We start from the raw sequence: 23,628 nt of genomic DNA, 5'->3' as shown, positions 1-23,628 counted from the left end.
AGGATCGAACATGTGTACGGAAAAGCAAAGCCGGATTTCGCTCTGCTATCGTTCGATCACCCGTTCGAATCAATGTCATACTCGCAGCTCACAGCCACACCCTCGGAACGGCAAGCGTCCCGCCTTGGCGAAGACCCACCGATCCCACCGAACAGGGAGCATCCCCAGGACGAAGCAAGGCGAACACGCAGCGTTATCTCGCCCAAACGCCAACGCCCGCACGCCCGCAGCACCCACCCACCACCGGGCAGGCACAAACACGATGGCGGCCGACCCCGCTGACGCTGGGGTCGGCCGCCACTCCACTGCCGATCACTCCGGACGACTGCTACGCCCGGTCAGACGAGATGGTCGAACACACCGGCCTTGGCACCGAGGATCATGGCCTTGATCTCGTTACGGGTGTAGACCAGCGGCGTCTGCTCAGGGCGCTTGGAGTCGCGGACGGCAATGAACTCGCCGGCCACCCCGAACTCCACGCAGTTGTCATTGCCGCCGCTGAACGGGGACTTCTCCCAGGTGACGCCGGAGAAGTCCAGCTCGGCGGGGTCGGGCTTGGTGGTGCTCACGCCTACAGCTCCTTGAGGCTCCTGTTGATCTGGTTACGGGTCTCGGGTGGACCGAGGGCACGGGCCCGCAGGTGGTCGAAGACCTCGGTGTACCGCTCCACGTCAGCTGACCCCTCGAAGTACACCGAGTTGGGGCCATTCTCCACCCAGACGACGTTCGGATTCGGCGGCGCGAATCCCATGAGCACGAACGCCCCATCCAGGCCGGGGTGGAAGCCGGCACTGAACGGCATCAGCTGGATGGTGATGTTCATCCGGTCGTCCAGGTCCCCGAACAGCCCCGAGCGGCCCGGTACTCCGAGTGTGCCGAGTGCCACGACCCGGTGCCCCGGTCAGGCGTCTGCCGCGGCTGTGCGGGCCTTGGGAACCGAGCAGTGGCCGTCGGTGGTGAAGCCCCCGTCACGCCTCAGGGCGCGGTACGCGTCCGCACCGCCCTGCTGGCCGCCAAGTCTGCTGGTACCGCGGGGAGCGGCGAGGCGGGTCGCGCCAGTGGCCGCCGCCGCTGACCGACGACGGTGCAGGATCTCCTCGTGCCGGCGGCGAGCCGGGCCTGGCACTGGCACTGGCACTGGCACTGGCACGTCCGAACGGTGCGCCTCACGCGTCCAGTTCCGCCAGCAGTGCCGGGTTCACCCGGCGCAGGATCGTCTCGACGTCCCGGCGCTCCGCCGCCGGCCACAGCACCCGGCGGGCCGCGGCGTACTTCGCGGCCAGTTGCGCTCGCTTGTCCTCGGGCAGGCGGGCGGCGCGGTCCGGGAGCGCGTTGTGGGCGTTGTCGGCGATCTTCACCAGGCAGGCCAGTGGATCGGCGGCCACCTGGCGGATCATCTCGTCGTAGGGCACGCCCGGGCGCTTCGTGACGGCCCGGACCAGGTCCACCACGGCCCGGGGCACGCCGGCGTCGAGGAGGTGGTCGGCGGTCCGGTCCGTGTCCTCGATGACGTCGTGCAGCAGCCCGGCCATCTCCAGGACACTGCCCAGGGGTGCGAGCCCGTGGGCCACGGCGCGGACGTGTTCGACGTAGGGAACGCCGATCTTGTCGACCTGCCCGGCGTGGGCCAGCGCCGCGAGTGCGTCGGCCTCGGCGACCGTCAGAGCTGCCATCTCGGAGTCCCCCTCTTCGCTGCTACCGGGTTCGATGATCCCCGACGAACGGTGTGCCGCGACACCCGGGCATACTGACGCCGTGCCGATAGCCGATGACCAGGAACCACATCCCTCCGAGGAGCCGGGGCAGGGGCCGGAACCGGGACCGGAGCAGGAACCGACGACACCGGATCCCTTCGACGGGCTGGTGCTCGACGAGGACTTCATCCGCAGCGCCTCCGTCAAGGAGCCGGCGGCCAGAACCCGGATGCTCTCGGCGCGCTGGCACCACGAACCCCCGGTGGATCCCGGTGGCCGCCGCTGGTCGACGGGGCCCGCCGGAAAGGCCCGCGCCCGTGGGCGCAAGGAGCGCTCCAGGCCGTGGTACCTGCTGCTGGCCGTGCTGGCCGTGCTGCTCTCCCTGGTCACCATCGCCGTCGGACCGAGCCAAGGGCTGCTGTCCGCGTTCGGCTCCGGCAGCCGCACCCCGTCCCAGGGCAGCCCCGGATCCCCGCGGCCGTCGACGGATGCCGCGCTGCCCGGGGGCGGGGTCTCCGACGGCGGGGAGTGCGGCGTCAAGGGGTTCCACCACTTCCCGCTGCCCGCTGCTCCCGCATCGGCTCCCACCTCGGCCCCCGGCACCACCGGCGTCGCCCCCGTCGCCCTCGCGGAGCCGGTCGGCAGCCCGCCGTCCGGCCCGCAACTCATGCTCGGCTCCTACGGGTTCGGGGCGAGCTCGGCCCACGACCCGGGCCGGTTCACCATCGACCTCCTCCTCGCGCCGGGCGACGGCCTCCAGCCGCTGGACCTGAGCCAGCCGCTGGGCCCCGAGGGCGTGGCCGTGGAGATCGAGGGCCCCGACGGGCTGGTCGCCGGCGCCCACGGCCTGCCCGTCACACTGGACGCCGGCACGCCCCGCACCGCGAGTGGCGCCATCCACATCGGGGCGGCGCACGGCGGGTCCGCCCGGGTGACGCTGCCGGCCCAGGCCCTGTGCCCCGGCATCAACGGTTACGCGGTGCTGCAGCGGCTCTCGCCGCCGGTCGACTCGCACAACACCATCACCGGGCAGCCGTCCTGCACGCTCACCGTCTCGATCTCCGACCCGGCGATCGGCGCGGTACGCCGGGCGACGGGCTCGGCGGTGCAGGGCGACGTCCTGAGCGCCGACAACCGGCTGCCCCAGTAGGGCACGAGGGTTTCCGGCGCGGGACTTCAGGCCAGTCGGCAGTGCTGGTGCCGGGTGGCACCGAAGCCGGTCTCGTGGTCCCAGACGTGCGTGCAAGCGGGGCACTGCAGGTGGAGCAGACTGCCGGTGTTGGAGAGCAGGTAGCGCCAGTGCTCACCACAAGTGCGCCGCTCCGCGCAGGCCGCGCAGTCGCGCGCGTCGTCGCAGCCGGGGCAGGCCACCCAGGTGCGGCGCCCGGGGTCGGCCTGCGGGTCGATGGGGAGCAGGCCGACCCGCAGGCGTGACGGACGGGTGGACGGGCCGGTGGACGGGCCGGTGACGTCGCTGTGATCGCGGAACATGGGCCCTAAATTAGGTAAGCCTTACCTAATCTGTCAAGGCGGGCGCGCCCGGACTCGCCTCGGCGGTGCGGCACAACCGGAGACCCGAGCGCAAGCCCGGTGTCGACTATGAGAGCCGTTTGTCGTGTTGTGGTCATGTCCAATAGACGGCCTGGTTTGTTTGGAACGCATAAGCCTAAGGTGAGTCATGTTCCGCTGACGGCTGCGCGGTTCCCCCCTCATGCACCTCAACCGCCCTGCTCTGCCGTCCTGTTCGACGTTCGACCGTTCGACCGTGTTCCGTGCTGCCGGCCCTGTGGCCCGGAAGCCGCTTTCTGTGACGCTGCCGGGCTGCCCCCATCCGCCGCCGGGCAGCGCGACCCCCACGAGAGAGAGAACAAACACACGTGTCCAAGAACAAGAGCCTGCGCGGCCGTGCCATCGCGGTCCTGGCGATAGCCGGCGCGCTCGGCGCAGCCGCGATCCCCGCCGCGGTCGCGGCCCCCGCCACCCCGGCCCACGGCCACCACCACTTCGCGCTCGGCGCGCTGCCCGACCCGGCGGCGCAGCAGAGCGGCGGCGCCGCACTGGCCCCGCACGCGCTCGCCCCCGCCGCCACGGTGCCGGCCAGCGTGGACCTTAGCAACTACCTTCCGCAGGTGGGCGACCAGGGCCAGGTCGGCTCCTGCGTGGCGTGGGCCATCGACTACTCGGCCATCGGCATCCTGGAGGGCGAGCAGGGCATCCAGGGCGCTCCGCACGCCCCGATGTACACCTACGCCCAGATCGCCCGGGGCGACGACCAAGGCAGCTACGCGAGCCAGCACTTCAAGATCCTGACCAGCCAGGGCCTGGACACCAAGGCCGACTACTGGCAGGGCGACTTCGACTACACCACCCAGCCCACCGCGGCCGAGAAGACGAACGCGGCCCACTGGAAGCTCTCCGGCTACACCGCCCTGCGCACCGGCAGCTCCCTGCAGAGCGAGATCAAGACCTCGCTCGCCAAGGGCCAGCCGGTGGTCTTCGCCTTCGAGGTGTACCAGAGCCTGGAGGACATCACCCCCGCCACCGCGGCCAACTACTCGTACTACCCGACCAGCAGTGAACTGGCCGGGCAGCCGCTGGGCGGCCACGAGGTGGCCATCGTCGGCTACAACTCCCAGGGCGTGAAGATCGCCAACTCGTGGGGCTCCTCGTGGGGCGCCAACGGCTACTTCACCGTGCCGTGGCGCTTCGTCACCAACCAGATCGAGGAGGCCGACGCGGTCGGCTCGATCGTCAACACCGGCGGCGGCGTCTACTGACCCGCCCGTGGGCCGCGCCCCCGCCGGGGCGCGGCCCACGCTGCTGCCCTCATCCGTCGTGGGCACCCGATCCCGGGGTGTGGGCGCCCACTGCCGGGGCGTCGGTCAGGGCCGCGATGACCTGGGCGGCGACCGTGGGGTCGGTCAGCAGGGCGTTGTGCTTCAGGCAGCCGGTCCGAACGTCAGCGGCGCCGTCCAGTTCGGCGCTCGCGTTCGGGAGGATCTGCTCGTCGCAGGGCGACCAGAACGCGAAGTACCGGACGGGCGCCGGGGTTTCACTGCCGTCGTCCAGGTGGCTGACGACGTAGGAGCCGGGCGTCATGTCGCGGCAGCCCTGGTCCCACAGGCTGCAGGCCCAGGCGAGGTCGGTGCCGTGGTTGGGGCCGCCGAGGGTGGCGAGGTTCCTGACCTTGCCACCGCCCGCGCCGAACTTGGCGTACCAGCGGGCCGAGAGGCTTCCCAGGCTGTGCGCGACGATGTCGACCTGACCGGCGCCGCTCTGCCGCAGCACCTGGTCGACGTAGGCGGACAGCTGTCCCGCCACCGTCTCGTTGGTGGACTGCGAGGTGTCGTAGTCGAACGCGAAGAGCCGACCGGCCGGATAGCCCTGGGCCTCGAACGCGGCCTCCATGGTGCCCCACACGGCCGGCGGGGCGTTGCGGCCGTGGACGAAGACGACCGGAGTCGTGGTGGCGTCCTCAGTGGGCACAGCGGGCACAGCGACCTCATTGGGCACAGCGGCCTCGGCCGGCGCGGCGATCGCCGGACCGGCGAAGGGCGAGGCCAGCAGGGTCACGGCCGCGGCAGCGGCCAGGGCGGTGGTGATGAAGCGGCGCAACGGCGGGCCCTCCCCAGGAGCATGTGACATGCATCCGACAAACCCATGCTAGAGGGTCCCCCTCACGACCGTGACGAGAAGCCGGAAACCCGGGCACCAAGGCACCAGGGCTCCGTGGTTCAAGCCGCAGCCGCAGCCGCCGGCTGCTCGGCCCTGACCCGCCCGGTGCGCACCGCGTCGACCAGGGCCCGGTGGTCGCGTTCGTTCTGGTCGGCGTAGCTCTCGGCGAAGGTCGCCAGTGCCCGGTCGAAGGTGTCGCTCCGCCCCAGGTAGGCGGCGATGGCGATCCGGTCCCCGGAGCGCGCATGGGCGCGGGCGAGCGTGGCGCCGCAGAACTCGCCGAACGCCAGCAGGCCGGTCGGCGACATCAGCTCCGGCACGGCGATGCCCTTCCAGTCGCGCAACTGGCGGACGTAGAAGTCGCGTTGGCGGCCGTCGATGCCGTGGACCCGCTCCCAACCGAGGAAGATGTCGCTGGCGGCCTGCATCAACCGCTGCCCGGCCACCACCCGCTCGCCCTGGGTCGCGTACTCGCTCCCGCCGGCATAGGGGGCGAGCACGGATTGGTCCGCCTCCTTGGCCTGCAGGAACAGTGGGTCCTCGCCGTCCCTGCCGAGCAGCAGGATGATCCAGCACCGCGTACCGACACTGCCGACGCCCACCACCTTCCGGGCGATGTCGACGATCCGGAACTGTCCGAGCAGCGCTCTGCGGTCGGACTGCAGGCAGCGCCCGTAGCGTTCGAGCAGTTCGCGGAGTTCGCCCTCCAGCACGTCCCGTTCGGCCCCGGGGAGCAGGTCGGCGATCGGCACCAGCAGGGGCGGGTCGGCCTGGATCCGGCGTCTGCCGTCGACCACCTCGGTCAGCTTGTCGAAGGCCTGCAGGCTGTCCCGGGTGTGCGCCTTCGCGATGGCCTTGGACATGCGGCGGCGTTCCCGCTCCTCCAACTGCCCGAACTCCAGGGCGTCCTGCACCTTCGCCATGTCGGCCTGGGCGTACCAGACGGCGAGATTGCCCAGGCCCGCGAACCGGCGCATCGACTCGCGGTACGACCGCACGGTCGCCAGCACGATGGCGGCGCGTTCGGCGTCCGTGAAGCCGTTGGCGCGCCCCGCGATCACCAGGCTGGTGGCCAGGCGTTTGACGTCCCACTCCCACGGGCCGGGCAGCGTCTCGTCGAAGTCGTTGATGTCGAACAGCAGGTGGCGTTCCGGCGAGGCCAGCAGCCGAAAGTTCAACAGGTGTGCGTCGCCACAGAGTTGGGCTCTGATCCCGGAACTCGGCGTGGCGGCCAGGTCGCCGGCCATGATCGCGGCGGCACCCCGGTAGAAGCGGAACGGCGACTCGGTCATCCGGCCGTAGCGGATCGGCACGAGCTCGGGCACCCTGGTGGCCGACTGGCCCTCCAGGACCTGCACCGGATCGGGTCGATGCGCGGCGGGCTCGAACCACGCGTGGCTCGACCGGGGCGCGGCCTCGCGAGCCGCCTTGCCGCGGGCGGCCCGCTGCTCGGGCGTCTGCCATCGCGCGGGGTCGGCGGCCCTGGCTGCTTCGACCGTGGTTGCTTCGATCGTGGCTGCTTCCTGGGTCATCGAAGCACCTCCTGGCTCCGCGCCGCCCGATCGGACCGATCAGCGACGCTCTGGGGGACTCCCTGTCCAGTCTGCTCCGCCCAGTCGCCGCCCGGCAGCCCGCGCGCGCCCCAGGCCCGTACCGCAGCCCGGCCCACGACGCCCGCTCGCCCAGCCCGGCCCGGCCCCTCCCAGCTAAGGGTGCGGTCCGCCGGGGCGGCAGGGGGGACGACATCACCCGGACGAGCCCGGACGCCGGGCAGACGGTGACGTTCATCACCGCACGGGACGTGGCCGACGGGCGGATCACACGCGTCGAGCTACTCGACCAGGCTCCCCGGCGGGACACACGCGTCCAGCGGCCCGAGCAGCCGGCCTGAGCTCCTCCCCCACCGGCTGGGCCCACCCACCCCGGGCCCGCCGGCTGTGCCCGCCCGCACCGGGCGGGCTCCAGTCGCTACAGGTGGTTACCCTGCGGCTCCGGTCAGATCTGCCGGTCCGGGTCGGAGAACGTGAGGCCCCCGAGGCCCACAGCGCGGCGGACCGGGCTCGGCGCCGGCTCCTCCTCGCCGGGCGGCTCGCGGAAGTCCGCGCCCTGCTCCAGCGGCGCCGGGCGGCGCGCAGCGGACTGGGCGGGCACGGAGCTGTCGGTGACGGGCTCGGAGAAGGCGGGCAGCCCGAGGCTGCGGCGGTCAACGGTCATGATCCCCAGTCTGTCAGACCCGGCCGGCTTCCCTCGTCGGGGTCCCGCCCGGGCCGGGTCGGGAGCGGGTCGCGCGGCAGCCGAGCGCCCGGCTGTCGGAACAGCCGGCCACCGGAACAGCCGGGTGTCGGAACAGCCAGCGTCCGGCATCCGGCATCAGGCGGAGAAGGCAGGATTCGAACCTGCGTGGGCTTGCGCCCGACCGGAGCCAGGCGCCCCGGTCCCCGATCAACCACTCCGGGCACCTCTCCCGGGGACCGACCCGCTCCGGCCACCTTGCTCACCGCGGTCCGTCCCTGTGCAACCAACTATGACCCGCCCCACTGACCTGCCACTGACCCGCCACTGACCCCCGGCTGACGTCACCCGCACGCCGGCCTAGCTGCTCCCGGAGGCTGACGGTCGACGACCGCCGCCCTCACCCTCCGCTGCTCCCGGTGTCCGCCAAGTCGCCATCTGCTCACGGAACTTCGGGCAGTCGACGATGTCCTCCCGGCTGCACTGAAGGGCGTGCGTCAGCATCTGGTGGGCGTGTTCGAGGTCGACCATGCGCTGCTCGATCTCGGTGACCTTGGCCCGGATCATCGCCTGCCTGCGCGACCGTTCCTGCTGGAGCTCGCCGATCTCGGCCAGCGACAGCCCGGCCTGCTGGCACTTGCGCAACAGCACGATCCGCTCGGCGGTCTCCGCCGGATAGCGCCGCTGCCCGCCCTGACGTTCGGGCGCCGGCAGCAGGCCGTGGCGTTCCCAGAACCGGATGGCCGAGGCGGGTACCCCGGTGATCTCGGCGAGTCGGCCGATCGTCATACGCACGCCGCACGCCCCTCGTCCCGTCCGCTTGACTTAAACCTTAGTTCAAGTTGAAGAGTGGTCCGCAGCCGGCCGGCGGCGAATGGAACAGCCGCCGGCAACCGAGTTCGGAGTCACCGACATGACCGACACACGCGTGGAGAACGAGCGGGCCCACCAGCTCGTCGAAGCCGCCGAGAACCTCTTCACGGCCGGGGTGATGTCCCACTCCGGGCACGCCAACCTGAGTGCCCGGCTCGACGGCGGGCGCTTCCTGTTGACGCCGGGGTTCGTCCGCGGGCTGCGGCCCGAGCAGCTGGCGACCGTCGGTCCCGACGGTCAGGTCCTCGCGGGCGCGCTGCAGTCCGTCAGCGCCGAGATCATCGCCATGCACAGCACCGTCTACCGCGCCCGCCCCGACGTGGGCGCGATCATCCACACCCACTCGCCCGCCGCGACGGCCTTCGCGGTGGCCCACCGGCCGCTGCCGTGCCGGACCGAGCCGATGCTGCGCTTCGGGCAGGCCGAGGACGTCCCGGTGGTCCCCTGGGGCCCGCGCGGGTCGGACGTGTCGGTGCGCGGCATCGCCGCCGTCCTGGCAGACCGCCCGACGACGGCCGCGGTCCTGCTGGCCAACCACGGCCTGCTGGTCTTCGGCCCGGACTCGGCAGCCACCGCCCACCTGGTGGTGGCGATCGAGGAGAGCGCCGAGGCCGAGCTCGCCGCGGCGGCGATCGGCGGGGCCGTGGACTTCCCCGACGGCGCCCTGGCGGACGTGCGAGCCGCGATCGCGCGGGTCTCCTGATGGCGGACGACACCCTCCCCCGGCGCACCGAGGCAATCCGGGACCGCTACCGCAGCACGCTCGGAGCCGTTCCGCACGGCGTGGAGGAACGGCTGCGCCTGGCCCAGGACTTCGGCCGCCTCCCCACCGAGGAGGCGATCGCGAGCCTGCGGCACATCGTCCTGGCCGACAGTCCGTTGGGCGCGCGGGTGCAGCAACTGGTCCACTTCGGACAGCTGTTGGCCCTCGGCCGTGCGGACCCCGCCCGGATCCACGCCCGCGGCGCCCTCCACGCGGGCGCCGGCCCCGCCGACCTCATCGGCGTCGCCGAGACCGCACTGATCACCGCGGGCGTCCCGGCCTACGCGCTCGGCATCGACATCATCGCCGTCCTGCCGCTGCAAGGCCCCGCGGCAGGCTGACCACCACGGCTTCCCCGACCTCACGGGGGAGAACACCTAGGCCGCGGGGACCTGGTCCAGGAAGCCGAGCACCGAGGCGATCAGGCCGTCCTCGGTGGCGACCAGGACGTCGAAGCCGACCACCAGCGCCTCGGCGCCGGCCGGACCGAGGTCCCAGGTGAAGCGGCCGATCCGGTGGTGGGCGTCCACCCCGTTCGCCCCCAGGGTGAAGACCAGGCCGGGGAACTGGGCCTGCACGGCGCCGATGGTGGCGTCGATCGCGTCCCGGCCCGCCGCCTCGACCAGCGGGTCGGTGTAGGTCGCGTCGGCGGCCCAGTAGGTGTCGATCAGCTTGCGGCGGGCCTCGGCGTCGGTCTCGTTCCAGGTGGCGAGGTACTGGGCGGCGAGGTCCTGAATGTTCGTCATGTTCCTGCTCCTCTTCGGATTCTCCGTGCTTCGCGGCGTTTCCCGCTGGTCAAAAAGGTAGGCCGGATCCGGAGCGGTGGAATCGGTCACGCATAGGTAGGGCTCGACCCATGCCTGTCGGACCGCGATGGCAGCATGGCGCCAGGACGAACGGTCGACGGAGGGGGACGCCTTGAGCTTCCTGGGGATGTGGTGCCTGGTGCCGATGAAGGCCGAGGCCATCACGCGGTACGCACCGGAGCTTCGGCCGGCCATCGAGGACGAGGCGGCACATCCCACCTCCAAGGACCTCCTCCGGTGGTGGCAGGAGGTGGGAAGCACCGAGGCCTCCCGGCACGATTTCGTCGAATCCGCCGCGCCGTCCGCGCTGGACGAGCGGATCTGTCTCGTCTACGAGGCCTGGAACCACGGCCGCGACGAATCCCTCCCCTACCTCGCCGCCTCCGCCCGCAACTCCTTCCCGGCGGCCGCGCTGGCCTTCGCCCTCGGCCCTGAGCGGTTCGCCCAGCTGCCCGGCTGGTTCGGAGACCTCATCCTGACCCCCGCCCAGGTCCGCGACACCCTCCCCGCCGTCGAACACGCCTTCACCTGGAGCCCCCAGAGCCGGCCCCACGCCGAACACCTCCTGACCGCCGCCCTGCGCGACGAGGGCACCCGGGCCGACATCGACACGCTCCTCGACGGAGTCCCCCCGGTATGGCGCGCCGCAGCCGAGGCCGGCCGCGGTCTGCTGGGAGCCCACTTCGTCCCCTGAGCCACCGGCCTGTCCCTGGTCGGCGTCGGCTCCACGACCGTCCCCGCCCCGATGATCTGGATCAAAGACCTCACCCGGACAGCCTGTTGGTCACGGCTCCAGCTGCTCCAGCTGCTCCTGGTCGAGGCTGAGGCGTTTGTTGAGGGCCTCGCCCGCGGGCAGGGTGTCGATGAGCCTGTGCAGGAAGTCGAGCAGCGCGTCGGTCTCCAGGCCGTCGGAGGCGGTGTCGATCGAGGTGTAGACGGCCTCTTCGATGCCGGCGACCGTGGTGGCCAGGCGTTCACCCTCAGGGGTGAGGCTGAGTTGGAGGTAGCGGCGGTCCTCGGCGTCGGTGCGGCGCTCGACCAGCCCGGCCGCGACGGCGCGTTCGACCAGCCGGCTGGGGTTGGTGCCGCTCTCGCACACCAGGAGCTGTCCGAGCCCGTTGAGGCTCAAGGTGCCGTGCTGCTGGAGCAGGCGCAGCACCTCGGCCTGCGACGGTGTGATGCCGTGGGGTTTGAGGGCCTGGGTCAGCAGCCGGTTGCCTTCGCGTTGGGCTGCCAGGATCGCGTACCGCAGGTGTTCGGCCTTACGCATCGGCGTCCTGTCGGGTGGCCGGCAGGGCGGCGGTGAAGTCCGTGACCGCGCCGGCATAGGTGGCCGGGTGGGAGAAGCGGAACATGTGGCCGGTCCGCGGCAGCACGACCTCCCGGGCGTCGGGAATGCCCGCGAGCATGATCTTGGCGGCGTTCTCGCCGATCAGCACGTCGTGCGCGGGGGTCAGGATCAGGGTCGGGACCTGGATCCGGCCGAGCACGTCGACGTAGTCGGCCGCGAAGATCGCCGAAACGCGCGCACCGTAGGAGGCGGCCGGGGTGTTGGCGAGGAACAGTTCGCGGCTGCGGGCCTCGCTCCAGTGCACCTGGCCCTCGCCGTCGAACGGGGAGGCGAGACGGTGGACATGGGCTCGCAGCGTCAGCTGCCGGTAGATCGGGCCGGGCGCCTTGCCCATCACCTGCGCCAGCGCCTTCAGCGGCTTCGAGTCGATCGGGTTGGCCGCGAATCCGCCGGACAGCACCAGGGCGCGCAGTCCCTGCGGGCGGCGAGTGGCGAGCGCGAGCGCGATGTTCGCACCGAACGAGTCGCCGACCAGCACGTAGTCGTCGAGGTCCGCGATCGCGTTCTCGACGTGGTCGGCGTAGCGCTCGATGTCACGGACGCCTTCGGGCAGGCGCAGCGTGCGCTTGGCCGCCTCGCCGTAGGGGGCGAGCTGTTCGGCGCTCCACGGGGCGCCGGAGAGGCAGGGGATGAAGACGAGGGTCGGACTCTTCTCTGCGGTGTTCGCAGTGGTCGCAGTGTTCATGGAGAACATGTTACGCGACATATATGTCGTGACACATGTAAGCTGGGTCATATATCGAACGCGATATCGAACAAGCGGAGCGGCGACGCGGCCGACGACGCCGGACGCGTGCGAGGCATCGCCACTCAGGCGGCGCGGGAAGGCGAGTCGGAATCGGGCAGCCGCCAGTCGAAGAGCATCAGGTCGCCCTCCCAGCCCGATGACGCGGCCAGCGTGGCGGCGGCGCCGGGGGGCCGCAGGAGGCAGCGGTGGCGCAGGAGTTCGCGTCGTTCGCCGGGGGTCAGGAGCCGCTCCTCGGGGCTGAGGTTCGCCGGGTGGTCGGGGGCGAGGTCGGTGCTGCCGTCGATCGGGCGGTCGCCGGCGACGTTGAGCCGGTCGGCGGTCGGAGTGCGGTAGTCGAGGCGGAAGTCGGTGCGCCACTGCGAGTTGCTGCCCCAGCCCCGGGAGGAGTCGATCGTGGGGCGGTTGCGGCGCCGGAAGGTCCAGTACAGGGGCGAGCGGTCGGCGACGCCGCGCCGGGCGTGCTCGGCACCGGCACGGACCCGCACGCCGGCCCGGCTGAAGAGCAGTCGGCCCAGCATCAGACCGGGCCAGCGGACCTCGGTGATCTCGATCGGGGCGTGCGGGTCGTCGGCCTGCTCGACCTCGACGATCTCGTGCAGGAACGGGTCGAAGGCGCTCCCGTCGAACGGCGTCATCCCCAGCGTGGTGAACAGGGCGAGGTACTCGTGCTCGGCGGCGGCGGTGACGGTGGCCGGCTCGATGGCGGTGGCGGTGGCGGGCCCCGCGGCCGAAGGCTCCTCGGCGGGAGGCTGGAAGGCGAGCAGCAGCCAGTCGCTGACCCGGCTCAGGCCGTAGAGCTCCCAGAGGAGGTCCTGGCCACCGGGCGCCTCCCCCTGCTCGCTCCACCAACCGCTGCACTCGGCCGCCACTGCCAGCCGGGCGCGGTAGTCGCCGTCGGCCCGTGCGAGCCACGGCAGCACGGCCGCCCGGTGCGGGTCGGGACCCTCGTGCCACATCAGCGCCTCGTACAGCTCGCGCGCGTTCACCTCGGAGATCATGGACGCGAGCCTACGGGGCCGGGCGAGACGGTGCGTCAGGCGGAGAAGGCAGGATTCGAACCTGCGTGGGCTTGCGCCCGACCGGAGCCAGGCGCCCCGGTCCCCGATCAACCACTCCGGGCACCTCTCCCCGGGACCGACCGCTCCGGCTGCCCTGCCCGCCGCGGTCCGTCCTGTGCCACCAACTATGACCCGCCCCACTGACCTGCCGCTGACCCGCCACTGACCCCCGGCTGACGTCACCCGCATGACGTCCGGCCGGGTCGGAGCGGCTGCGGGCGCCGAAGTCCGGCGAGGAGCAGGTCGACCAGTCGGCGGGGGTCGTAACGCGGGTCGCCGTCGCGTCCGATGCAGAGGTTGCCGATACCGCGCATCAGCTCGTACGCGTGCGTGCCAGGGTGGATCTCGTGCGCGTCGGCCGCGGCGTCGAGCAGGTGGGCGCAGACGGGGACCAGGCGGTCGAGGAAGTAGCGGTGGAGTGCGTCGAAGCCGTCGGCGTCGGACCCGAGCGCGTTGGCGAGCCCGTGCTTCGTGACCAGAAAGCCGACGAAGAGGTCGACCCACTGGCGGAGTGCCGCGAACGGCGAGTCGGTGCCGGCCAGCAGTCTGGGGCCGGCCTCGGCGCAGGCCTCGACCTGGTGGCGGTAGACGGCGACGACGAGGTCGGTCCGGGTCGGGAAGTGGCGGTAGACCGTCCCCACGCCGACGCCCGCGACGGCGGCGATCTCCCGGATCGGCGCATCGATGCCCGAGCCGGCGAACACCGCGGCCGCGGCGGCGAGCAGGTTGTGCTCGTTGCGCTGCGCGTCGGCCCGCCTGGTCCTGGCCGGCACCTCCCCGGAGGGGACTGCAGCGGGCATCGCACGCTCCTCACCGTGATCTTGTGACCTTTGACAAAGCGGAACCCTGTTCCGTATCGTAAATGGAACAACGCTCCGCTTCAACCTCGGGGCCGGACGGCCCGTGACCGAAGCCCGACGCTCCCCACCGCCTCCCCCGCCGACCGACCGCGGCCGGCGGCCGAGGCCCTCGAAGGGACCTGCCCACCATGAGTGAATCCGCCCGCCCCACCGACTCCTTCGCCTCGCCCACCTCGCCCACCCCGGTCCTCTCGGTCAGTCCGGTCGTGCTGCCGACGCCCGACCGGGCCGTGGACCTGCAGGTGCGGGTCTCCGCGCCCGTGACCGGGGCCGGCCTGCCGGTCATCCTCCTCTCGCACGGCCAGGGCCACTCGAACCACCTCTCCTCGCTGAACGGCTACGCCCCCCTCGCCAACTACTGGGCGGCGCAAGGCTTCGCGGTGATCCAGCCCACCCACCTGAGCTCCCGGACGCTGAACCTGGACCCCAACACCCCTGGCGCACCGCTGTACTGGAGGTCGCGCGCCGAGGACATGACGCGCATCCTCGACCGGCTCGGCGCGATCGAGGCCGCCGTCCCGCAGCTCCGCGGGCGCCTGGACCACAGCAAGGTCGCCGTGGCCGGCCACTCGATGGGCGGGCACACCGCGAGCCTGCTGCTGGGTGCCCGGCTCACCGACCCCGACGACGGAACGGAGGTGGACCTGGCCGAGCCCCGGATCAAGGCGGGTGTCCTGCTCGCCGCGCCGGGCCGGGGCGGCGACGCGCTCAGCGACTCCGCGGCCGGGGTCCTCTCCTTCCTCTCCGCCATGGACTTCTCCCGGATGACCACGCCCACCCTCGTGGTCGCCGGAGACAAGGACGACTCCGCCCACCTGACGGTCCGCGGTCCGGCCTGGCACACCGACCCGTACCAGCTCGCCCCCGGCCCCAAGTCCCTGCTCACCCTGGTCGACGCCGAGCACGGGCTCGGCGGCATCGCCGGATACGACGTCGCCGAGACCACGGACGAGAACCCCGAGCGGGTCGCCGCCGTCCAACGGCTCACCTGCGCCTACCTGCGCACCCAGCTCCACCCCGGGGACCGGTCCTGGCAGACGGCATGTGACGAACTGGCGGCCGGTGCCGACCCGCTCGGCCGGGTCGAGTCCAAGTAGGCCCGCCAGCTGATCACCCCGGACAGCGGACCCTGACGCCGGTCAGGGTCCGTCTCCGGGGCGGTCCGGGGTCGCACCTGATGCGCCGTCCGATCACGAAGGACCAGGATGTTCGCGGGCGTTCGACCGAGGCCCCTGATCACCCCAAGGACACCGATGCACACCCTCAAGCGCCGTCTCACCCCGCTGCTCCTCGCCACCGCCGCACTGGCCTCGGCGAGCGTCCTCCCGGCGGCGGCGGCCGAACCGCACGGCCCGGCACTCACCGCGTCCAGCCCCGCGCTGAACACCACCGCGCTGGACGCGGCCGTGGCACTCGAACCCGGCGACCGGATGAGCGGCCAGGTGGCCCGGGTCGCCACGCCCGACCAGGTGTGGCAGGGCAGTTCCACCGACACCTTCACCGGCCGGACGATCTCGCCCGACGCGCACTTCCACATCGGCAGCATGTCCAAGACCTTCGTGGCGGTGGTCCTGCTCCAGCTGGAGGCGGAGCACCGGGTCGACCTCGACCAGACCGTCCAGCACTACCTGCCCGGCACCCTGCCCGCTTCCTACCCACCCATCACCGTACGGCAGTTGCTCAACCACACCAGCGGACTGCCCGCGATGAGCTTCGGCATCCCGAACCCGACCGTCGACCAGGTCCTCGACGAGCGCCTCGACTACTTCACCTTCGACGAGATCATCCGCGCCAGCCTGTTCCCGGCGGACGGCTCCACGCCGCCGCTGCACTTCACACCGGGCACCGAGCAGGAGTACAGCTCGCTCGGCTACCGCGTCGCGGGCGCGGTCATCGAGCAAGTGACCGGCCACTCCTTCTCCGACGAGGTCACCGCCCGGGTGCTGCGCCCCCTGCACCTGAACCAGACCACCGCGCCCGCGGGCGACTCCCGGATGCCCCGGCCCGCCCTGCACGGCTACGTCACCGACAGCACCGGCCGGCCGGTCGACGTCACCAGGCAGGCCGACGACTCCGGTGCGATGATCTCCACCGCCGCCGACCTCGACCACTTCGTCACCGCGCTGTACGGCGGCAGGCTGCTGGCCACCGCCCAGCTCGACGAGCTGTTCGCACTGCCGCGCGACGGCAACGGAAACCCCGTACCGTACGTGGACGGCAGCGACTGCAACACCGGTCCGGCAACCGGCAAGGCCTGCTACGGCGTTGGCGTCAAGACCATCGCGCTGCCGGACGGCACCGTGCTCTGGGGCAAGACCGGGCACGACCTCGGCTACGCGGGCGCCTTCTTCGCCACGCGCGACCTGCGGCTGCGTGTCGTCTACGACGCGGGCACCGCGACCTCGGACGCCCCCAGCACCCCCGCCCTCGCCAACCGCCTCATCGCCGCCGTCCTCACCCCGCCGCAGAACCCTGCCGGCGCCCACTGACGCGCGCACCCACTGACGCACGCGTGCCGGGCCGGCACCTCGGCGATCGCTCATGGGTTTGTGCGCGTCGATCGTGTTCGTCACAACCGTGCTGACTGTTCATCAGATTGCGCGAACTGGCGATTGTCGGCTGGTTGGGCCGGATGGGCGTGGCTACGCTCGGTCGGGTCGTCCGAAGGGGCGGCGCCCGTTGCGTGCTGGGAGTGGACATGAGTTCTGTAGGCCGGAAGTCCGTCGCGGTGCTGGCCGTGGCCCTGGCATCGCTGGGCGCGGGCAGTGCTGTCACCGCGTCGGCGACCGCCCCGTCGGCGGCGCCGTGCAGCGGGGCGCAGTGCCCCAACCTGCAGCCGACCCGACTGACGGCCAGTCAGGCCACTTTGAACGTCACCCAGATGCAGCTGGAGAACATCCAGGCGATGGCGTCCGACGCGGTGACCGGGGAGCCCATCCGCGGCGCGAAGGTCGTGTTCGCCACCATGGGCGGCCGTACACTGGGGATGGCCTACACGGACGACACCGGCATCGCCGCGATCGCCGCTCCGGAGGACCTGGGCCCGGGGACCCTGCAGGAGTTGCTGGGCGGCTACGAGGCCGCGCTGGTCGGCGACGGCGTGCACGCCCCGGCCGGGGCCCACGGGGCGATCACCGTCGGCACCGACCAGGGCCCCGGCGTCCCGGGCAACCCGTGCGCCGTCTGCAGCGACCGCGGGCTCAAGCAGGACGTGCTCCCGGTCGACTGGAGCCGGTAGCGGTGCGGCTCTTCCACCGGCGGTCCCGGGCGACCAACCAGGGTGCGCCGGACCGTCGTTCGCCCGGCACGCGGGAGCCGGGCACGCCGGAGACGGACGTGCGGGAGACGGACGGGCCGGAGACGGGCACGGTGGCCCCGGTCGGCGCGGTCAACGGCTACGCGGTCCTGGAGACGGTGGCCGCGCTGCCGATCAGCACTTGGCGCTACCTCTGGGAGCCCGAGGACGTGCGCCACCTGGGGCCGATGGCCCAGGACTGGCAGGCCGCCTTCGGTTTCAACCAGGACGGCACCACCATCCCCGTGGTCGACGCCCTCGGTGTCGCCCTGGTGTGCGTCCAGGCCCTCAACCGCCGCGTGGAAGAGCTCACGGCCGAAGTGGGCCGGCTGCGGAACACTCATCGCGATCCGGAAGGCAGCACGGCATGACGATCCAGGACACCGCGGCCGAACCGTCCGAGGCGACGGACCAGCCGTCGCCGATCTCCACCGACGCGATCTGGCGGCTTCCGGCGACGGTCTGCCGCATCACGCACCTCCTCGGTGAGCAGACGGCCGGCGCCCTGCTTCAACGCGCCGTCGCCGCCACCGGCGACGCGTTGAAGCCCTCCTTGATCCGGGACCAGGAGCTGGTCCCCGACGTACGCCGGTCCCGCTCCTGCCCGGACTTCGCCGCGCCGGAGCTGCTGACGGCCATCGACGAGGTGTTGGAGGCGGTCGAGCACACCCTTGGCGTCTCCTGCCGGTACACCGAACCCAGTTACGGCCTCAACGTGCACAACGACGGGGACTTCTACCGGCCGCACCAGGACACCAGCGCCGAGTTCGCCCCCAGGCGGCTGCTCACTTTCGTGTACTACCTCCATCGCACGCCCCGGCCTTTCGAGGGCGGCGAACTGCGGGTGTTCGACGCCGCGTTGCCGCTGCACACCGCGACGACCGGCGACTGGAGGCAGCAGAGCTGGCGGGACTGGGAGCCCGAGCACGACAGCATCGTGTTCTTCCGCCCGACCGCCTGGCACGAGGTACGGCCGGTCCGTTGCCCGAGCAGGCAGCACGCGGACAGCCGCTTCGCCGTCAACGGCTGGCTGTGCAGCCCCGATCCGAGCGAACCGCCTGCCCCTACCGGTGCATCTGCGGCGGCCTGACTCCGGCGAACTGGCCGCCGTCGACGGGCAGTACCGCCCCGGTGACGAACGAGGCCTGGCCGGAGCAGAGCCACAGCACCGTCGCCGCCACCTCCCCGACTCGTCCGACCCGTCGCATCGGCGTCGCCCCGGCCGCCAGCAACTGCGCCTGCTCGCCCGCCGCTTCGAGGCGGTGGGTGAGGATCGGGCCCGGTGCCACGACGTTGACCCGGATCCCCTGCTCGGCGTAGTCCAGTGCCGCGACCCGGGTCAGCGCGATGATCCCGGCCTTGCCGGCGGTGTAACCGGCGAGGCCGGCCACGCCGTGCAGGCCGGCGATCGAGGCCATGTTCACGATCGCCCGCCCGGCCCATGCAGCATCGCCGCGATCTGGTACTTCATACCGAGGAACGTGCCGCGGATGTTGGTGCGGATCGCGCGGTCGAAGTTCGAGCGCGTACTCGACAGGCTGCAGGGCAACGTCACCGACTGACGACACCCGCGATCCCCCCGGAGCTCGGGCGGGCACCGGGCGCCGCTACCAGCGCAGCAGCTCGCCGGTGGCCGCCAGCCGGTCCAGGAGCTGCCGGACGACGGGGCTGGCGCGCGGGTGGTCGCTGTGGGTGAGGTGGGTGATCTCGGCGATCTCTCCGCGGGGTGCCGGCTCGCCCACGCCCTCGCCGGTGAAGCAGAAGGTGCGCACCAGCGTGCCCGCCGGCTTGCCGTCCGCCGGGGCCGCCAGGGTCAGCACGGGTGCGAGGGTGGCGGGATCCAGGGTGACGCCGAGTTCCTCGGCGATCTCGCGTACCAGGGCCTGTTCGTGGGTCTCGCCGGGTTCGGGCTTGCCACCGGGCAGGTAGAACAGCTCGCGGCCGTGGGTGCGGGTGGCGAGGAGCCGGCCGCCGTCCAGCCGGATCCACGCCACCTTCTCGATCACCTCGGGCACGGTCATCGTGCGGTGGGAGCGCCGGCCACGCGACGCTCGCCGCCGTTGTGCTCCTGCCACAGCTTGTACACGTCCACCGCGGCGTCGCGGCCCTCGTAGCGCATCGGCAGCCGGCGCTCGGTGTAGTCCTTGGCGAACTCGCCGTAGAAGGAGTCGAGTTCGAAGTACTTGCGGTCGTCGACGTAGTGCGGCTCGTAGTCCTCGCGAGTGGTGAGGAAGACGACCTGGTCCGGCGAGCAGTAGTACAGCGAGCCCAGGCACATCGGGCAGGGGTGGGCCAGCACGTAGATGGTGGTGCCGGTCAGGTGCTCGGTGCCCAGCTTCGTGCACGCCTCGCGGATGGCGAGGATCTCGGCGTGCGCGGTCGGGTCGTTGGTCTGCGCGACCCGGTTGGGGGACTCGGCGAGGATCTCGCCGTCCTTGACGATGACGGTCGCGAACGGGCGGCCGCCCTCCTCGACGTTCCTGCGGGCGATGTCGATCGTGCGCTGCGCGAAGTCCATGGGGGTTCCTTCCGGGAGGGCGGGTGGAGCGGGAGTGCGGGGGTGGGGCGGGCCGGCTCCGTCGCGGGCCCGCCCCGGGTACTGCCGATCAGGGGCCTGCCGATCAGGTGGATCGGGCAGGTGGTGGATCGGGCAGGCGGCGGATCAGAAGGGCTTGGTCGGCAGGTACTTGCCGTCCAGGGTGATGACGGCGCGCTCGCCGCCCTCGGGGTCGGCGACCTTCTTCACGTCCAGCTTGAAGTTGATCGCGGAGATGATGCCGTCACCGAGCTGCTCGTGGACCAGGGCCTTCAGGGTGGTGCCGTAGACCTGGAGCATCTCGTAGAAGCGGTAGATCGTCGGGTCGGTGGGGATGCCGCCGGGGATGGAGCCGCGGGTCGGGATGGTCTGCAGCACCAGCGTGTCATCAGCGTCCAGGTCCAGCAGCTCGGCCACGGCCTCGGCCGAGGCCTTGGGCAGCGGGTGCTGGCCGAGGACGGCGGCGGTGACGAAGGCGACCGACAGGCCCGCGGCGTCGGAGATCTGCTGCCAGGACAGGTCCTTGCGGATCTTGGCATCCACGGCCTTGGCGGCCAGGGCCTGACGAGCGGTGTTGTCGAACTGGGCGTGCACCATGAGAGGAGGTCCTTTCGGGTGGTTCAGAACTGTTGCGGTTCGAAACTGTCGGAGGGATCGGAACTGTCGGGGAGCGGAGTGGGGGTTCAGGCCGCGGCGGCGAAGGGGTCCGCGACATCGAGCTCCTCGACGGCGCCGCTGCCGATGTCGTAGCACCAGCCGTGCAGCGTGACCGTGCCCTGCACCAGGGCGCGGGCCACCGACGGGTGGGTGACCAGGTTCGCCAGCTGGGCGTGGACGTTGCTCCGCACGAGTGCGTCGACCCCGGCCGTGGTGGTGCGGGCCAGCGCGGCGTCCGCGTGGTGCAACCAGTCGGCGATGGTCGGCAGGGCGCCCAGGTCGTGGCTCTCGGCCAGCGCGGTCATCGCGCCGCAGGCGGAGTGGCCGCAGACGACGATGTCGGTGACGCCGAGCACCGCGACCGCGTACTCGATGCTGGCCGCGATGCCGTCGGGGCCGGGTGCGTAGGCGGGGACGAGGTTCCCCGCGGTACGGATGACGAACAGCTCGCCCGGCTCGCTGCCGGTGATCAGCTCCGGCACCACGCGGGCGTCGGAACAGCTGATGAAGAGCGTCGACGGCCGGTGGGTGGTCGCCAGCTCGGCGAAGAGCTCCGCTCTGGCCGGGAAGGCCTCACGCCGGAACCGCGCGACGCCCTCGGTGAGCGGGTGCGTGGTCGTGAGCTTGTGCATGGTCACTCCCTTCGGTGGCTGTCCGCCCCGGTGGGGCTGACGAGATCCACCATGCATGACCAGCAGCTATAGAGTCCAAGACCTCTTGCCAATGCCTTCGATCGATGACATCTATAGTTGGCCGCATGGCCCTGGAACTCCGTCACCTGCGCTACCTGATCGCCGTCGCCGAGCACGCGAACTTCACCCGCGCCGCCGAGGACCTGCGCATCTCCCAGCCCACCCTCTCCCAGCAGATCAAGCAGCTGGAGCGCACCGTCGGCGCCCAGCTGCTGGACCGCACCGGCCGCACCGTCCGCCTCACCGACGCCGGCGAGACCTACGTGCACTACGCCCACCGGGCGCTGCGCGACCTGGCCGCGGCCGAGCGCGCCGTCCTGGACGTCGCCGACCTCTCCCGCGGCCACCTGCGCCTCGCCCTCACCCCCACCTTCACCGCCTACCTGATCGGCCCCCTCGCCGCCGAGTTCCACACCCGCCACCCCGGCCTCACCCTGGACGTCAGGGAGATGACCCAGGACCGCATCGAGGCCGACCTGCTGGCCGACGACCTCGACCTCGGCATCGCCTTCGACGGCCCCCACCTGCCCGGGATCGCCGCCACCGCCCTGTTCACCGAGACCCTCAGTCTGGTCACGAGCGCCGACCGGCCCGCGGCGGGCACAACGGGCGTACAGGGCACGCAGGGGCCGCTACCCGTACGGGAGATCGCCAACCGTCAACTGGCGCTGCTGAGCGGAGACTTCGCCACCCGCGGCCACATCGACGCCTACTTCGCCGGCCATCGGGTGCAGCCGCGCATCACGGTGGAGGCCAACTCCATCCAGGCCCTGACCGAGATCGTCCAGCGCACCGACCTGGCCACCGTGCTGCCCGACGCCATCACCCACGACCACCCCCACCTCTCCCCCCTCCCCCTCGAACCCGCCCTCCCCACACGGACCGTGGCCCTGCTGCGGCGCGACAACGCCTACCGGAGCGCCGCCGCCCGGGCGTTCACCCGGCTCACCGCCGACCACATCCGCGACCGCGGCTACGCCCCGCCCACGGCGCGGCAGGCCCCCGGCGCGCACGGCGCCGAGGGCCTGCTCGATCCCGGTGAATGACGGTCAGCCCATGGTGCACGGGCTGTCGGGAGCGCGAAGATCGCTGCATGGACGATCAGCAGGTGCGGCACAGACGACGCGTGTGGCCGATGACAGGGGTTTACACATCGCCGATGCTGGCAGCCGCCGGCTGGATGGACTACCGCGGCATGGCCTGGTGGGCGTGGACCGGCGAGGTGCTGCTGGCCCTCACCATCCCGTGCATGGTGTTTCGGTTCCTGCGCCAGCCGCCCACGGAGTCGTCCGCCGACGCGCCACCGGAACACCCCACCGCAGGGTGACGCGACTCGGCTGACGCCTGCGGTCCCCGTGTCCTGCGGCGGGCGCCCCGCCACCGGCCCCGGCCCGTCGACTGCCCGGCCGGGTCGTCAGGGCGAGACCCAGCCGCTCCAGGCCGGGACGCACTCGCGGGCGTCGAACCAGGCCACGGGCAGCCCAGCGGTCCCGGTCCGGGCCGCCACCACGCCTCCCACGATCGCGCAGGTGGTGTCACGGTCACCCCACCCGGCGACCGTCTGCCACAGCGCCTCGGACAGGTCGTCCAACTGCCCGGCGGCGCACCACAGCGCGAACGGCACCGTGTCCGGCGCCGAGATCAGCGTCCCCGACCCCAGCACGGAGGCCGCATGCCGCACCGAGGTGTGCTCGGGGAAGCCCGCGGCCACCAGCAGCCCGGAGCGCACGTCGCTGTCCGGCAGGTGCGCGGCGACCTCCCGCAGGAACTCGGCACGCAGCGGCACACCCTGGTCCGCACCGGCGGCGGCCAGCGCCGCCGCGATCGCCACGGCAACCGCGCCCGCGACCGCCTCCGGGTGCGCGTGCGTGCTCAGCGCGGACAGCCGGGCCTGGGCACCGGCGGCCACCAGATCGTCCCGGAACCAGGCTCCCAGCGGCGCGACCCGCATCGCGGCCCCGTTGCCGTAGGAACCCTGTCCGCCGAACTGCGTCTCCGTCACCACCTGCCAGTCCTCGCCCGCGCTGATGCGCCGCAGCACACCGTGCATCGACGGACCGTACTTGCGCCCAGGCTCCCGGTCGTACTCGGCGGCGAACTCCGCTGCCAGAGCGCCCGGGCGGACCTCCCCGTGAGCCGTCAGATGGGCGAACAGCACGCAGGCCATCGCGGAGTCGTCCGTCCACAACCACGGCCCCGGGCGCAGCCCCCGACCGGCCAACAGCGCCTCGGCGTCCTCGTCCGAGCGAAGGAACCAGCTGTCCCCGAAGGCATCGCCCATCACAAGGCCGTCCAGACTGGCTCGGGCCTGCCGCCGGCTGGTCATCGCACTGCTCTCCTCTGCATCGTGGTAATCACGGCATTCTGGGTGCGGACGAGCGGTGCGCG

General features: G+C 71.9%; 32 protein-coding genes and 2 tRNA genes. 12 read left to right on the top strand and 22 right to left on the bottom strand.

All coding sequences use genetic code 11. The annotated features are described in order from the left end of the window. Positions 1-338: 338 nt before the first annotated feature. From OG500_RS36770 to OG500_RS36760, 3 genes are all read right to left on the bottom strand, one after another. Positions 339-569, bottom strand: a complete 231-nt coding sequence (locus OG500_RS36770; RefSeq protein ID WP_327071224.1) for a DUF397 domain-containing protein — start codon at positions 567-569, stop codon at positions 339-341. A gap of 2 nt (positions 570-571) precedes the next feature. Continuing rightward, positions 572-886 (bottom strand): Scr1 family TA system antitoxin-like transcriptional regulator, encoded by a 315-nt coding sequence (locus OG500_RS36765; RefSeq protein ID WP_327071223.1) that lies wholly within the window; start codon positions 884-886, stop codon positions 572-574. 280 nt (positions 887-1,166) lie between these two features. Beyond that, positions 1,167-1,673, bottom strand: coding sequence for an HD domain-containing protein (locus OG500_RS36760; protein ID WP_327071222.1), 507 nt, complete (start codon positions 1,671-1,673; stop codon positions 1,167-1,169). Positions 1,674-1,755: 82 nt separating this feature from the next. On the opposite strand from OG500_RS36760, the gene OG500_RS36755 reads away from it, so the two are divergent. Next, complete coding sequence (locus OG500_RS36755; protein WP_329586880.1) at positions 1,756-2,844, top strand: SCO2583/SCO2584 N-terminal domain-containing protein; 1,089 nt, start codon at positions 1,756-1,758, stop codon at positions 2,842-2,844. Between the two features lie 26 nt (positions 2,845-2,870). On the opposite strand, the gene OG500_RS36750 is transcribed toward OG500_RS36755, so the two are convergent. Then, complete coding sequence (locus tag OG500_RS36750; RefSeq protein WP_329587929.1) at positions 2,871-3,110, bottom strand: hypothetical protein; 240 nt, start codon at positions 3,108-3,110, stop codon at positions 2,871-2,873. A gap of 461 nt (positions 3,111-3,571) precedes the next feature. Here OG500_RS36750 and OG500_RS36745 point away from each other — a divergent pair, with 461 nt between their 5' ends. Beyond that, entirely contained in the window at positions 3,572-4,471 is a 900-nt protein-coding gene (locus OG500_RS36745) for a C1 family peptidase (RefSeq protein WP_329586877.1), read from the top strand. 49 nt (positions 4,472-4,520) lie between these two features. Here the strand turns inward: OG500_RS36745 and OG500_RS36740 are convergent, their stop codons facing one another. The 5 genes from OG500_RS36740 to OG500_RS36720 form a co-directional block, all read right to left on the bottom strand. Continuing rightward, the gene (locus OG500_RS36740; protein WP_329586874.1) at positions 4,521-5,309 is read right to left on the bottom strand and encodes an esterase/lipase family protein; all 789 of its coding nucleotides are present in this window, start codon (positions 5,307-5,309) and stop codon (positions 4,521-4,523) included. A 119-nt stretch (positions 5,310-5,428) separates the two neighbouring features. After that, positions 5,429-6,901, bottom strand: coding sequence for a DUF2252 domain-containing protein (locus OG500_RS36735; RefSeq protein WP_329586872.1), 1,473 nt, complete (start codon positions 6,899-6,901; stop codon positions 5,429-5,431). A 463-nt stretch (positions 6,902-7,364) separates the two neighbouring features. Next, the gene (locus OG500_RS36730; RefSeq protein ID WP_327071217.1) at positions 7,365-7,583 is read right to left on the bottom strand and encodes a hypothetical protein; all 219 of its coding nucleotides are present in this window, start codon (positions 7,581-7,583) and stop codon (positions 7,365-7,367) included. A gap of 161 nt (positions 7,584-7,744) precedes the next feature. Further along, positions 7,745-7,834, bottom strand: a tRNA-Arg gene (locus OG500_RS36725). A gap of 127 nt (positions 7,835-7,961) precedes the next feature. Continuing rightward, positions 7,962-8,390 carry a MerR family transcriptional regulator gene (locus OG500_RS36720; protein WP_329587926.1) on the bottom strand — a complete coding sequence of 143 codons (429 nt, stop codon included), beginning with the start codon at positions 8,388-8,390 and terminating at the stop codon, positions 7,962-7,964. Between the two features lie 124 nt (positions 8,391-8,514). Between OG500_RS36720 and OG500_RS36715 the strand changes: the two genes are divergently transcribed. Further along, on the top strand, positions 8,515-9,177 hold the full coding sequence (locus tag OG500_RS36715; RefSeq protein ID WP_329586869.1) for a class II aldolase/adducin family protein: 663 nt from the start codon (positions 8,515-8,517) through the stop codon (positions 9,175-9,177). Continuing rightward, positions 9,177-9,578, top strand: a complete 402-nt coding sequence (locus OG500_RS36710; RefSeq protein WP_329586866.1) for a carboxymuconolactone decarboxylase family protein — start codon at positions 9,177-9,179, stop codon at positions 9,576-9,578. The genes OG500_RS36715 and OG500_RS36710 overlap by 1 nt, the downstream gene beginning before the upstream one ends. A gap of 36 nt (positions 9,579-9,614) precedes the next feature. Here the strand turns inward: OG500_RS36710 and OG500_RS36705 are convergent, their stop codons facing one another. Then, the gene (locus OG500_RS36705; protein ID WP_327071214.1) at positions 9,615-9,983 is read right to left on the bottom strand and encodes a nuclear transport factor 2 family protein; all 369 of its coding nucleotides are present in this window, start codon (positions 9,981-9,983) and stop codon (positions 9,615-9,617) included. A 172-nt stretch (positions 9,984-10,155) separates the two neighbouring features. On the opposite strand from OG500_RS36705, the gene OG500_RS36700 reads away from it, so the two are divergent. Continuing rightward, a complete protein-coding gene (locus OG500_RS36700; protein ID WP_329586863.1) occupies positions 10,156-10,737 on the top strand; it encodes a hypothetical protein in 582 nt (193 codons plus the stop codon). A gap of 90 nt (positions 10,738-10,827) precedes the next feature. Here OG500_RS36700 and OG500_RS36695 read toward each other — a convergent pair whose 3' ends face one another. The 5 genes from OG500_RS36695 to OG500_RS36675 all read right to left on the bottom strand — a co-directional run bounded on the left by OG500_RS36695 (position 10,828) and on the right by OG500_RS36675 (position 14,000). Further along, positions 10,828-11,313 (bottom strand): MarR family winged helix-turn-helix transcriptional regulator, encoded by a 486-nt coding sequence (locus OG500_RS36695; RefSeq protein ID WP_329586860.1) that lies wholly within the window; start codon positions 11,311-11,313, stop codon positions 10,828-10,830. After that, positions 11,306-12,079, bottom strand: a complete 774-nt coding sequence (locus OG500_RS36690) for an alpha/beta fold hydrolase (RefSeq protein WP_329586858.1) — start codon at positions 12,077-12,079, stop codon at positions 11,306-11,308. The genes OG500_RS36695 and OG500_RS36690 overlap by 8 nt, the downstream gene beginning before the upstream one ends. Positions 12,080-12,204: 125 nt before the next feature. Beyond that, on the bottom strand, positions 12,205-13,140 hold the full coding sequence (locus OG500_RS36685; RefSeq protein ID WP_329586855.1) for a hypothetical protein: 936 nt from the start codon (positions 13,138-13,140) through the stop codon (positions 12,205-12,207). Positions 13,141-13,180: 40 nt separating this feature from the next. After that, positions 13,181-13,270: transfer RNA gene (locus OG500_RS36680), tRNA-Arg, on the bottom strand. A 109-nt stretch (positions 13,271-13,379) separates the two neighbouring features. Next, positions 13,380-14,000, bottom strand: coding sequence for a TetR/AcrR family transcriptional regulator (locus OG500_RS36675; RefSeq protein ID WP_329586853.1), 621 nt, complete (start codon positions 13,998-14,000; stop codon positions 13,380-13,382). A 188-nt stretch (positions 14,001-14,188) separates the two neighbouring features. On the opposite strand from OG500_RS36675, the gene OG500_RS36670 reads away from it, so the two are divergent. The 5 genes from OG500_RS36670 to OG500_RS36650 all read left to right on the top strand — a co-directional run bounded on the left by OG500_RS36670 (position 14,189) and on the right by OG500_RS36650 (position 18,445). Continuing rightward, positions 14,189-15,157 carry an alpha/beta hydrolase family protein gene (locus tag OG500_RS36670; RefSeq protein WP_329586850.1) on the top strand — a complete coding sequence of 323 codons (969 nt, stop codon included), beginning with the start codon at positions 14,189-14,191 and terminating at the stop codon, positions 15,155-15,157. A 156-nt stretch (positions 15,158-15,313) separates the two neighbouring features. Next, entirely contained in the window at positions 15,314-16,549 is a 1,236-nt protein-coding gene (locus tag OG500_RS36665) for a serine hydrolase domain-containing protein (RefSeq protein ID WP_329586847.1), read from the top strand. Positions 16,550-16,758: 209 nt separating this feature from the next. Further along, positions 16,759-17,298, top strand: a complete 540-nt coding sequence (locus OG500_RS36660) for a hypothetical protein (RefSeq protein ID WP_327071206.1) — start codon at positions 16,759-16,761, stop codon at positions 17,296-17,298. Between the two features lie 98 nt (positions 17,299-17,396). Continuing rightward, positions 17,397-17,726 (top strand): tail fiber domain-containing protein, encoded by a 330-nt coding sequence (locus OG500_RS36655; RefSeq protein ID WP_329586844.1) that lies wholly within the window; start codon positions 17,397-17,399, stop codon positions 17,724-17,726. Continuing rightward, complete coding sequence (locus OG500_RS36650; RefSeq protein WP_329586841.1) at positions 17,723-18,445, top strand: 2OG-Fe(II) oxygenase; 723 nt, start codon at positions 17,723-17,725, stop codon at positions 18,443-18,445. The genes OG500_RS36655 and OG500_RS36650 overlap by 4 nt, the downstream gene beginning before the upstream one ends. Here the strand turns inward: OG500_RS36650 and OG500_RS36645 are convergent. From OG500_RS36645 to OG500_RS36620, 6 genes are all read right to left on the bottom strand, one after another. After that, complete coding sequence (locus OG500_RS36645; RefSeq protein WP_329586838.1) at positions 18,420-18,773, bottom strand: SDR family NAD(P)-dependent oxidoreductase; 354 nt, start codon at positions 18,771-18,773, stop codon at positions 18,420-18,422. The genes OG500_RS36650 and OG500_RS36645 overlap by 26 nt on opposite strands. 2 nt (positions 18,774-18,775) lie before the next feature. Beyond that, positions 18,776-18,910 (bottom strand): hypothetical protein, encoded by a 135-nt coding sequence (locus OG500_RS36640; RefSeq protein WP_329586835.1) that lies wholly within the window; start codon positions 18,908-18,910, stop codon positions 18,776-18,778. Positions 18,911-18,962: 52 nt separating this feature from the next. Continuing rightward, positions 18,963-19,376, bottom strand: a complete 414-nt coding sequence (locus OG500_RS36635; RefSeq protein WP_329586832.1) for an NUDIX hydrolase — start codon at positions 19,374-19,376, stop codon at positions 18,963-18,965. Further along, positions 19,373-19,873, bottom strand: coding sequence for a nucleoside deaminase (locus tag OG500_RS36630; protein WP_327071201.1), 501 nt, complete (start codon positions 19,871-19,873; stop codon positions 19,373-19,375). Before OG500_RS36630 ends, OG500_RS36635 begins: the two co-directional genes overlap by 4 nt. A 144-nt stretch (positions 19,874-20,017) precedes the next feature. Continuing rightward, a complete protein-coding gene (gene cynS, locus OG500_RS36625; protein ID WP_327071200.1) occupies positions 20,018-20,488 on the bottom strand; it encodes a cyanase in 471 nt (156 codons plus the stop codon). Between the two features lie 86 nt (positions 20,489-20,574). Continuing rightward, positions 20,575-21,180, bottom strand: coding sequence for a carbonic anhydrase (locus OG500_RS36620; protein ID WP_329586827.1), 606 nt, complete (start codon positions 21,178-21,180; stop codon positions 20,575-20,577). Between the two features lie 125 nt (positions 21,181-21,305). Here OG500_RS36620 and cynR point away from each other — a divergent pair, with 125 nt between their 5' ends. Continuing rightward, entirely contained in the window at positions 21,306-22,286 is a 981-nt protein-coding gene (gene cynR, locus OG500_RS36615; protein WP_329586824.1) for a transcriptional regulator CynR, read from the top strand. Positions 22,287-22,399: 113 nt separating this feature from the next. Beyond that, complete coding sequence (locus OG500_RS36610; RefSeq protein ID WP_329586822.1) at positions 22,400-22,567, top strand: hypothetical protein; 168 nt, start codon at positions 22,400-22,402, stop codon at positions 22,565-22,567. Between the two features lie 87 nt (positions 22,568-22,654). Here OG500_RS36610 and OG500_RS36605 read toward each other — a convergent pair whose 3' ends face one another. Further along, entirely contained in the window at positions 22,655-23,566 is a 912-nt protein-coding gene (locus OG500_RS36605; protein WP_329586819.1) for an ADP-ribosylglycohydrolase family protein, read from the bottom strand. Between the last annotated feature and the right edge of the window lie 62 nt (positions 23,567-23,628).

Source organism: Kitasatospora sp. NBC_01250 (assembly GCF_036226465.1).
Lineage (GTDB): Bacteria > Actinomycetota > Actinomycetes > Streptomycetales > Streptomycetaceae > Kitasatospora.
This window is presented reverse-complemented; position numbering and strand designations above follow the sequence as displayed.

What these genes read in the sequence shown, in the direction of transcription:
- OG500_RS36690 (WP_329586858.1), bottom strand. Translation starts at nt 12,079, where the DNA reads ATGAACACTGCGACCACTGCGAACACCGCAGAGAAGAGTCCGACCCTC.
- OG500_RS36760 (WP_327071222.1), bottom strand. Translation starts at nt 1,673, where the DNA reads ATGGCAGCTCTGACGGTCGCCGAGGCCGACGCACTCGCGGCGCTGGCC.
- OG500_RS36665 (WP_329586847.1), top strand. Translation starts at nt 15,314, where the DNA reads ATGCACACCCTCAAGCGCCGTCTCACCCCGCTGCTCCTCGCCACCGCC.
- OG500_RS36605 (WP_329586819.1), bottom strand. Translation starts at nt 23,566, where the DNA reads ATGACCAGCCGGCGGCAGGCCCGAGCCAGTCTGGACGGCCTTGTGATG.
- cynR (WP_329586824.1), top strand. Translation starts at nt 21,306, where the DNA reads ATGGCCCTGGAACTCCGTCACCTGCGCTACCTGATCGCCGTCGCCGAG.
- OG500_RS36610 (WP_329586822.1), top strand. Translation starts at nt 22,400, where the DNA reads ATGCTGGCAGCCGCCGGCTGGATGGACTACCGCGGCATGGCCTGGTGG.
- OG500_RS36650 (WP_329586841.1), top strand. Translation starts at nt 17,723, where the DNA reads ATGACGATCCAGGACACCGCGGCCGAACCGTCCGAGGCGACGGACCAG.
- OG500_RS36695 (WP_329586860.1), bottom strand. Translation starts at nt 11,313, where the DNA reads ATGCGTAAGGCCGAACACCTGCGGTACGCGATCCTGGCAGCCCAACGC.
- OG500_RS36645 (WP_329586838.1), bottom strand. Translation starts at nt 18,773, where the DNA reads ATGGCCTCGATCGCCGGCCTGCACGGCGTGGCCGGCCTCGCCGGTTAC.
- cynS (WP_327071200.1), bottom strand. Translation starts at nt 20,488, where the DNA reads ATGGTGCACGCCCAGTTCGACAACACCGCTCGTCAGGCCCTGGCCGCC.
- OG500_RS36720 (WP_329587926.1), bottom strand. Translation starts at nt 8,390, where the DNA reads ATGACGATCGGCCGACTCGCCGAGATCACCGGGGTACCCGCCTCGGCC.
- OG500_RS36660 (WP_327071206.1), top strand. Translation starts at nt 16,759, where the DNA reads ATGAGTTCTGTAGGCCGGAAGTCCGTCGCGGTGCTGGCCGTGGCCCTG.
- OG500_RS36635 (WP_329586832.1), bottom strand. Translation starts at nt 19,376, where the DNA reads ATGACCGTGCCCGAGGTGATCGAGAAGGTGGCGTGGATCCGGCTGGAC.
- OG500_RS36710 (WP_329586866.1), top strand. Translation starts at nt 9,177, where the DNA reads ATGGCGGACGACACCCTCCCCCGGCGCACCGAGGCAATCCGGGACCGC.
- OG500_RS36730 (WP_327071217.1), bottom strand. Translation starts at nt 7,583, where the DNA reads ATGACCGTTGACCGCCGCAGCCTCGGGCTGCCCGCCTTCTCCGAGCCC.
- OG500_RS36630 (WP_327071201.1), bottom strand. Translation starts at nt 19,873, where the DNA reads ATGGACTTCGCGCAGCGCACGATCGACATCGCCCGCAGGAACGTCGAG.
- OG500_RS36705 (WP_327071214.1), bottom strand. Translation starts at nt 9,983, where the DNA reads ATGACGAACATTCAGGACCTCGCCGCCCAGTACCTCGCCACCTGGAAC.
- OG500_RS36685 (WP_329586855.1), bottom strand. Translation starts at nt 13,140, where the DNA reads ATGATCTCCGAGGTGAACGCGCGCGAGCTGTACGAGGCGCTGATGTGG.
- OG500_RS36735 (WP_329586872.1), bottom strand. Translation starts at nt 6,901, where the DNA reads ATGACCCAGGAAGCAGCCACGATCGAAGCAACCACGGTCGAAGCAGCC.
- OG500_RS36675 (WP_329586853.1), bottom strand. Translation starts at nt 14,000, where the DNA reads ATGCCCGCTGCAGTCCCCTCCGGGGAGGTGCCGGCCAGGACCAGGCGG.
- OG500_RS36670 (WP_329586850.1), top strand. Translation starts at nt 14,189, where the DNA reads ATGAGTGAATCCGCCCGCCCCACCGACTCCTTCGCCTCGCCCACCTCG.
- OG500_RS36620 (WP_329586827.1), bottom strand. Translation starts at nt 21,180, where the DNA reads ATGCACAAGCTCACGACCACGCACCCGCTCACCGAGGGCGTCGCGCGG.
- OG500_RS36715 (WP_329586869.1), top strand. Translation starts at nt 8,515, where the DNA reads ATGACCGACACACGCGTGGAGAACGAGCGGGCCCACCAGCTCGTCGAA.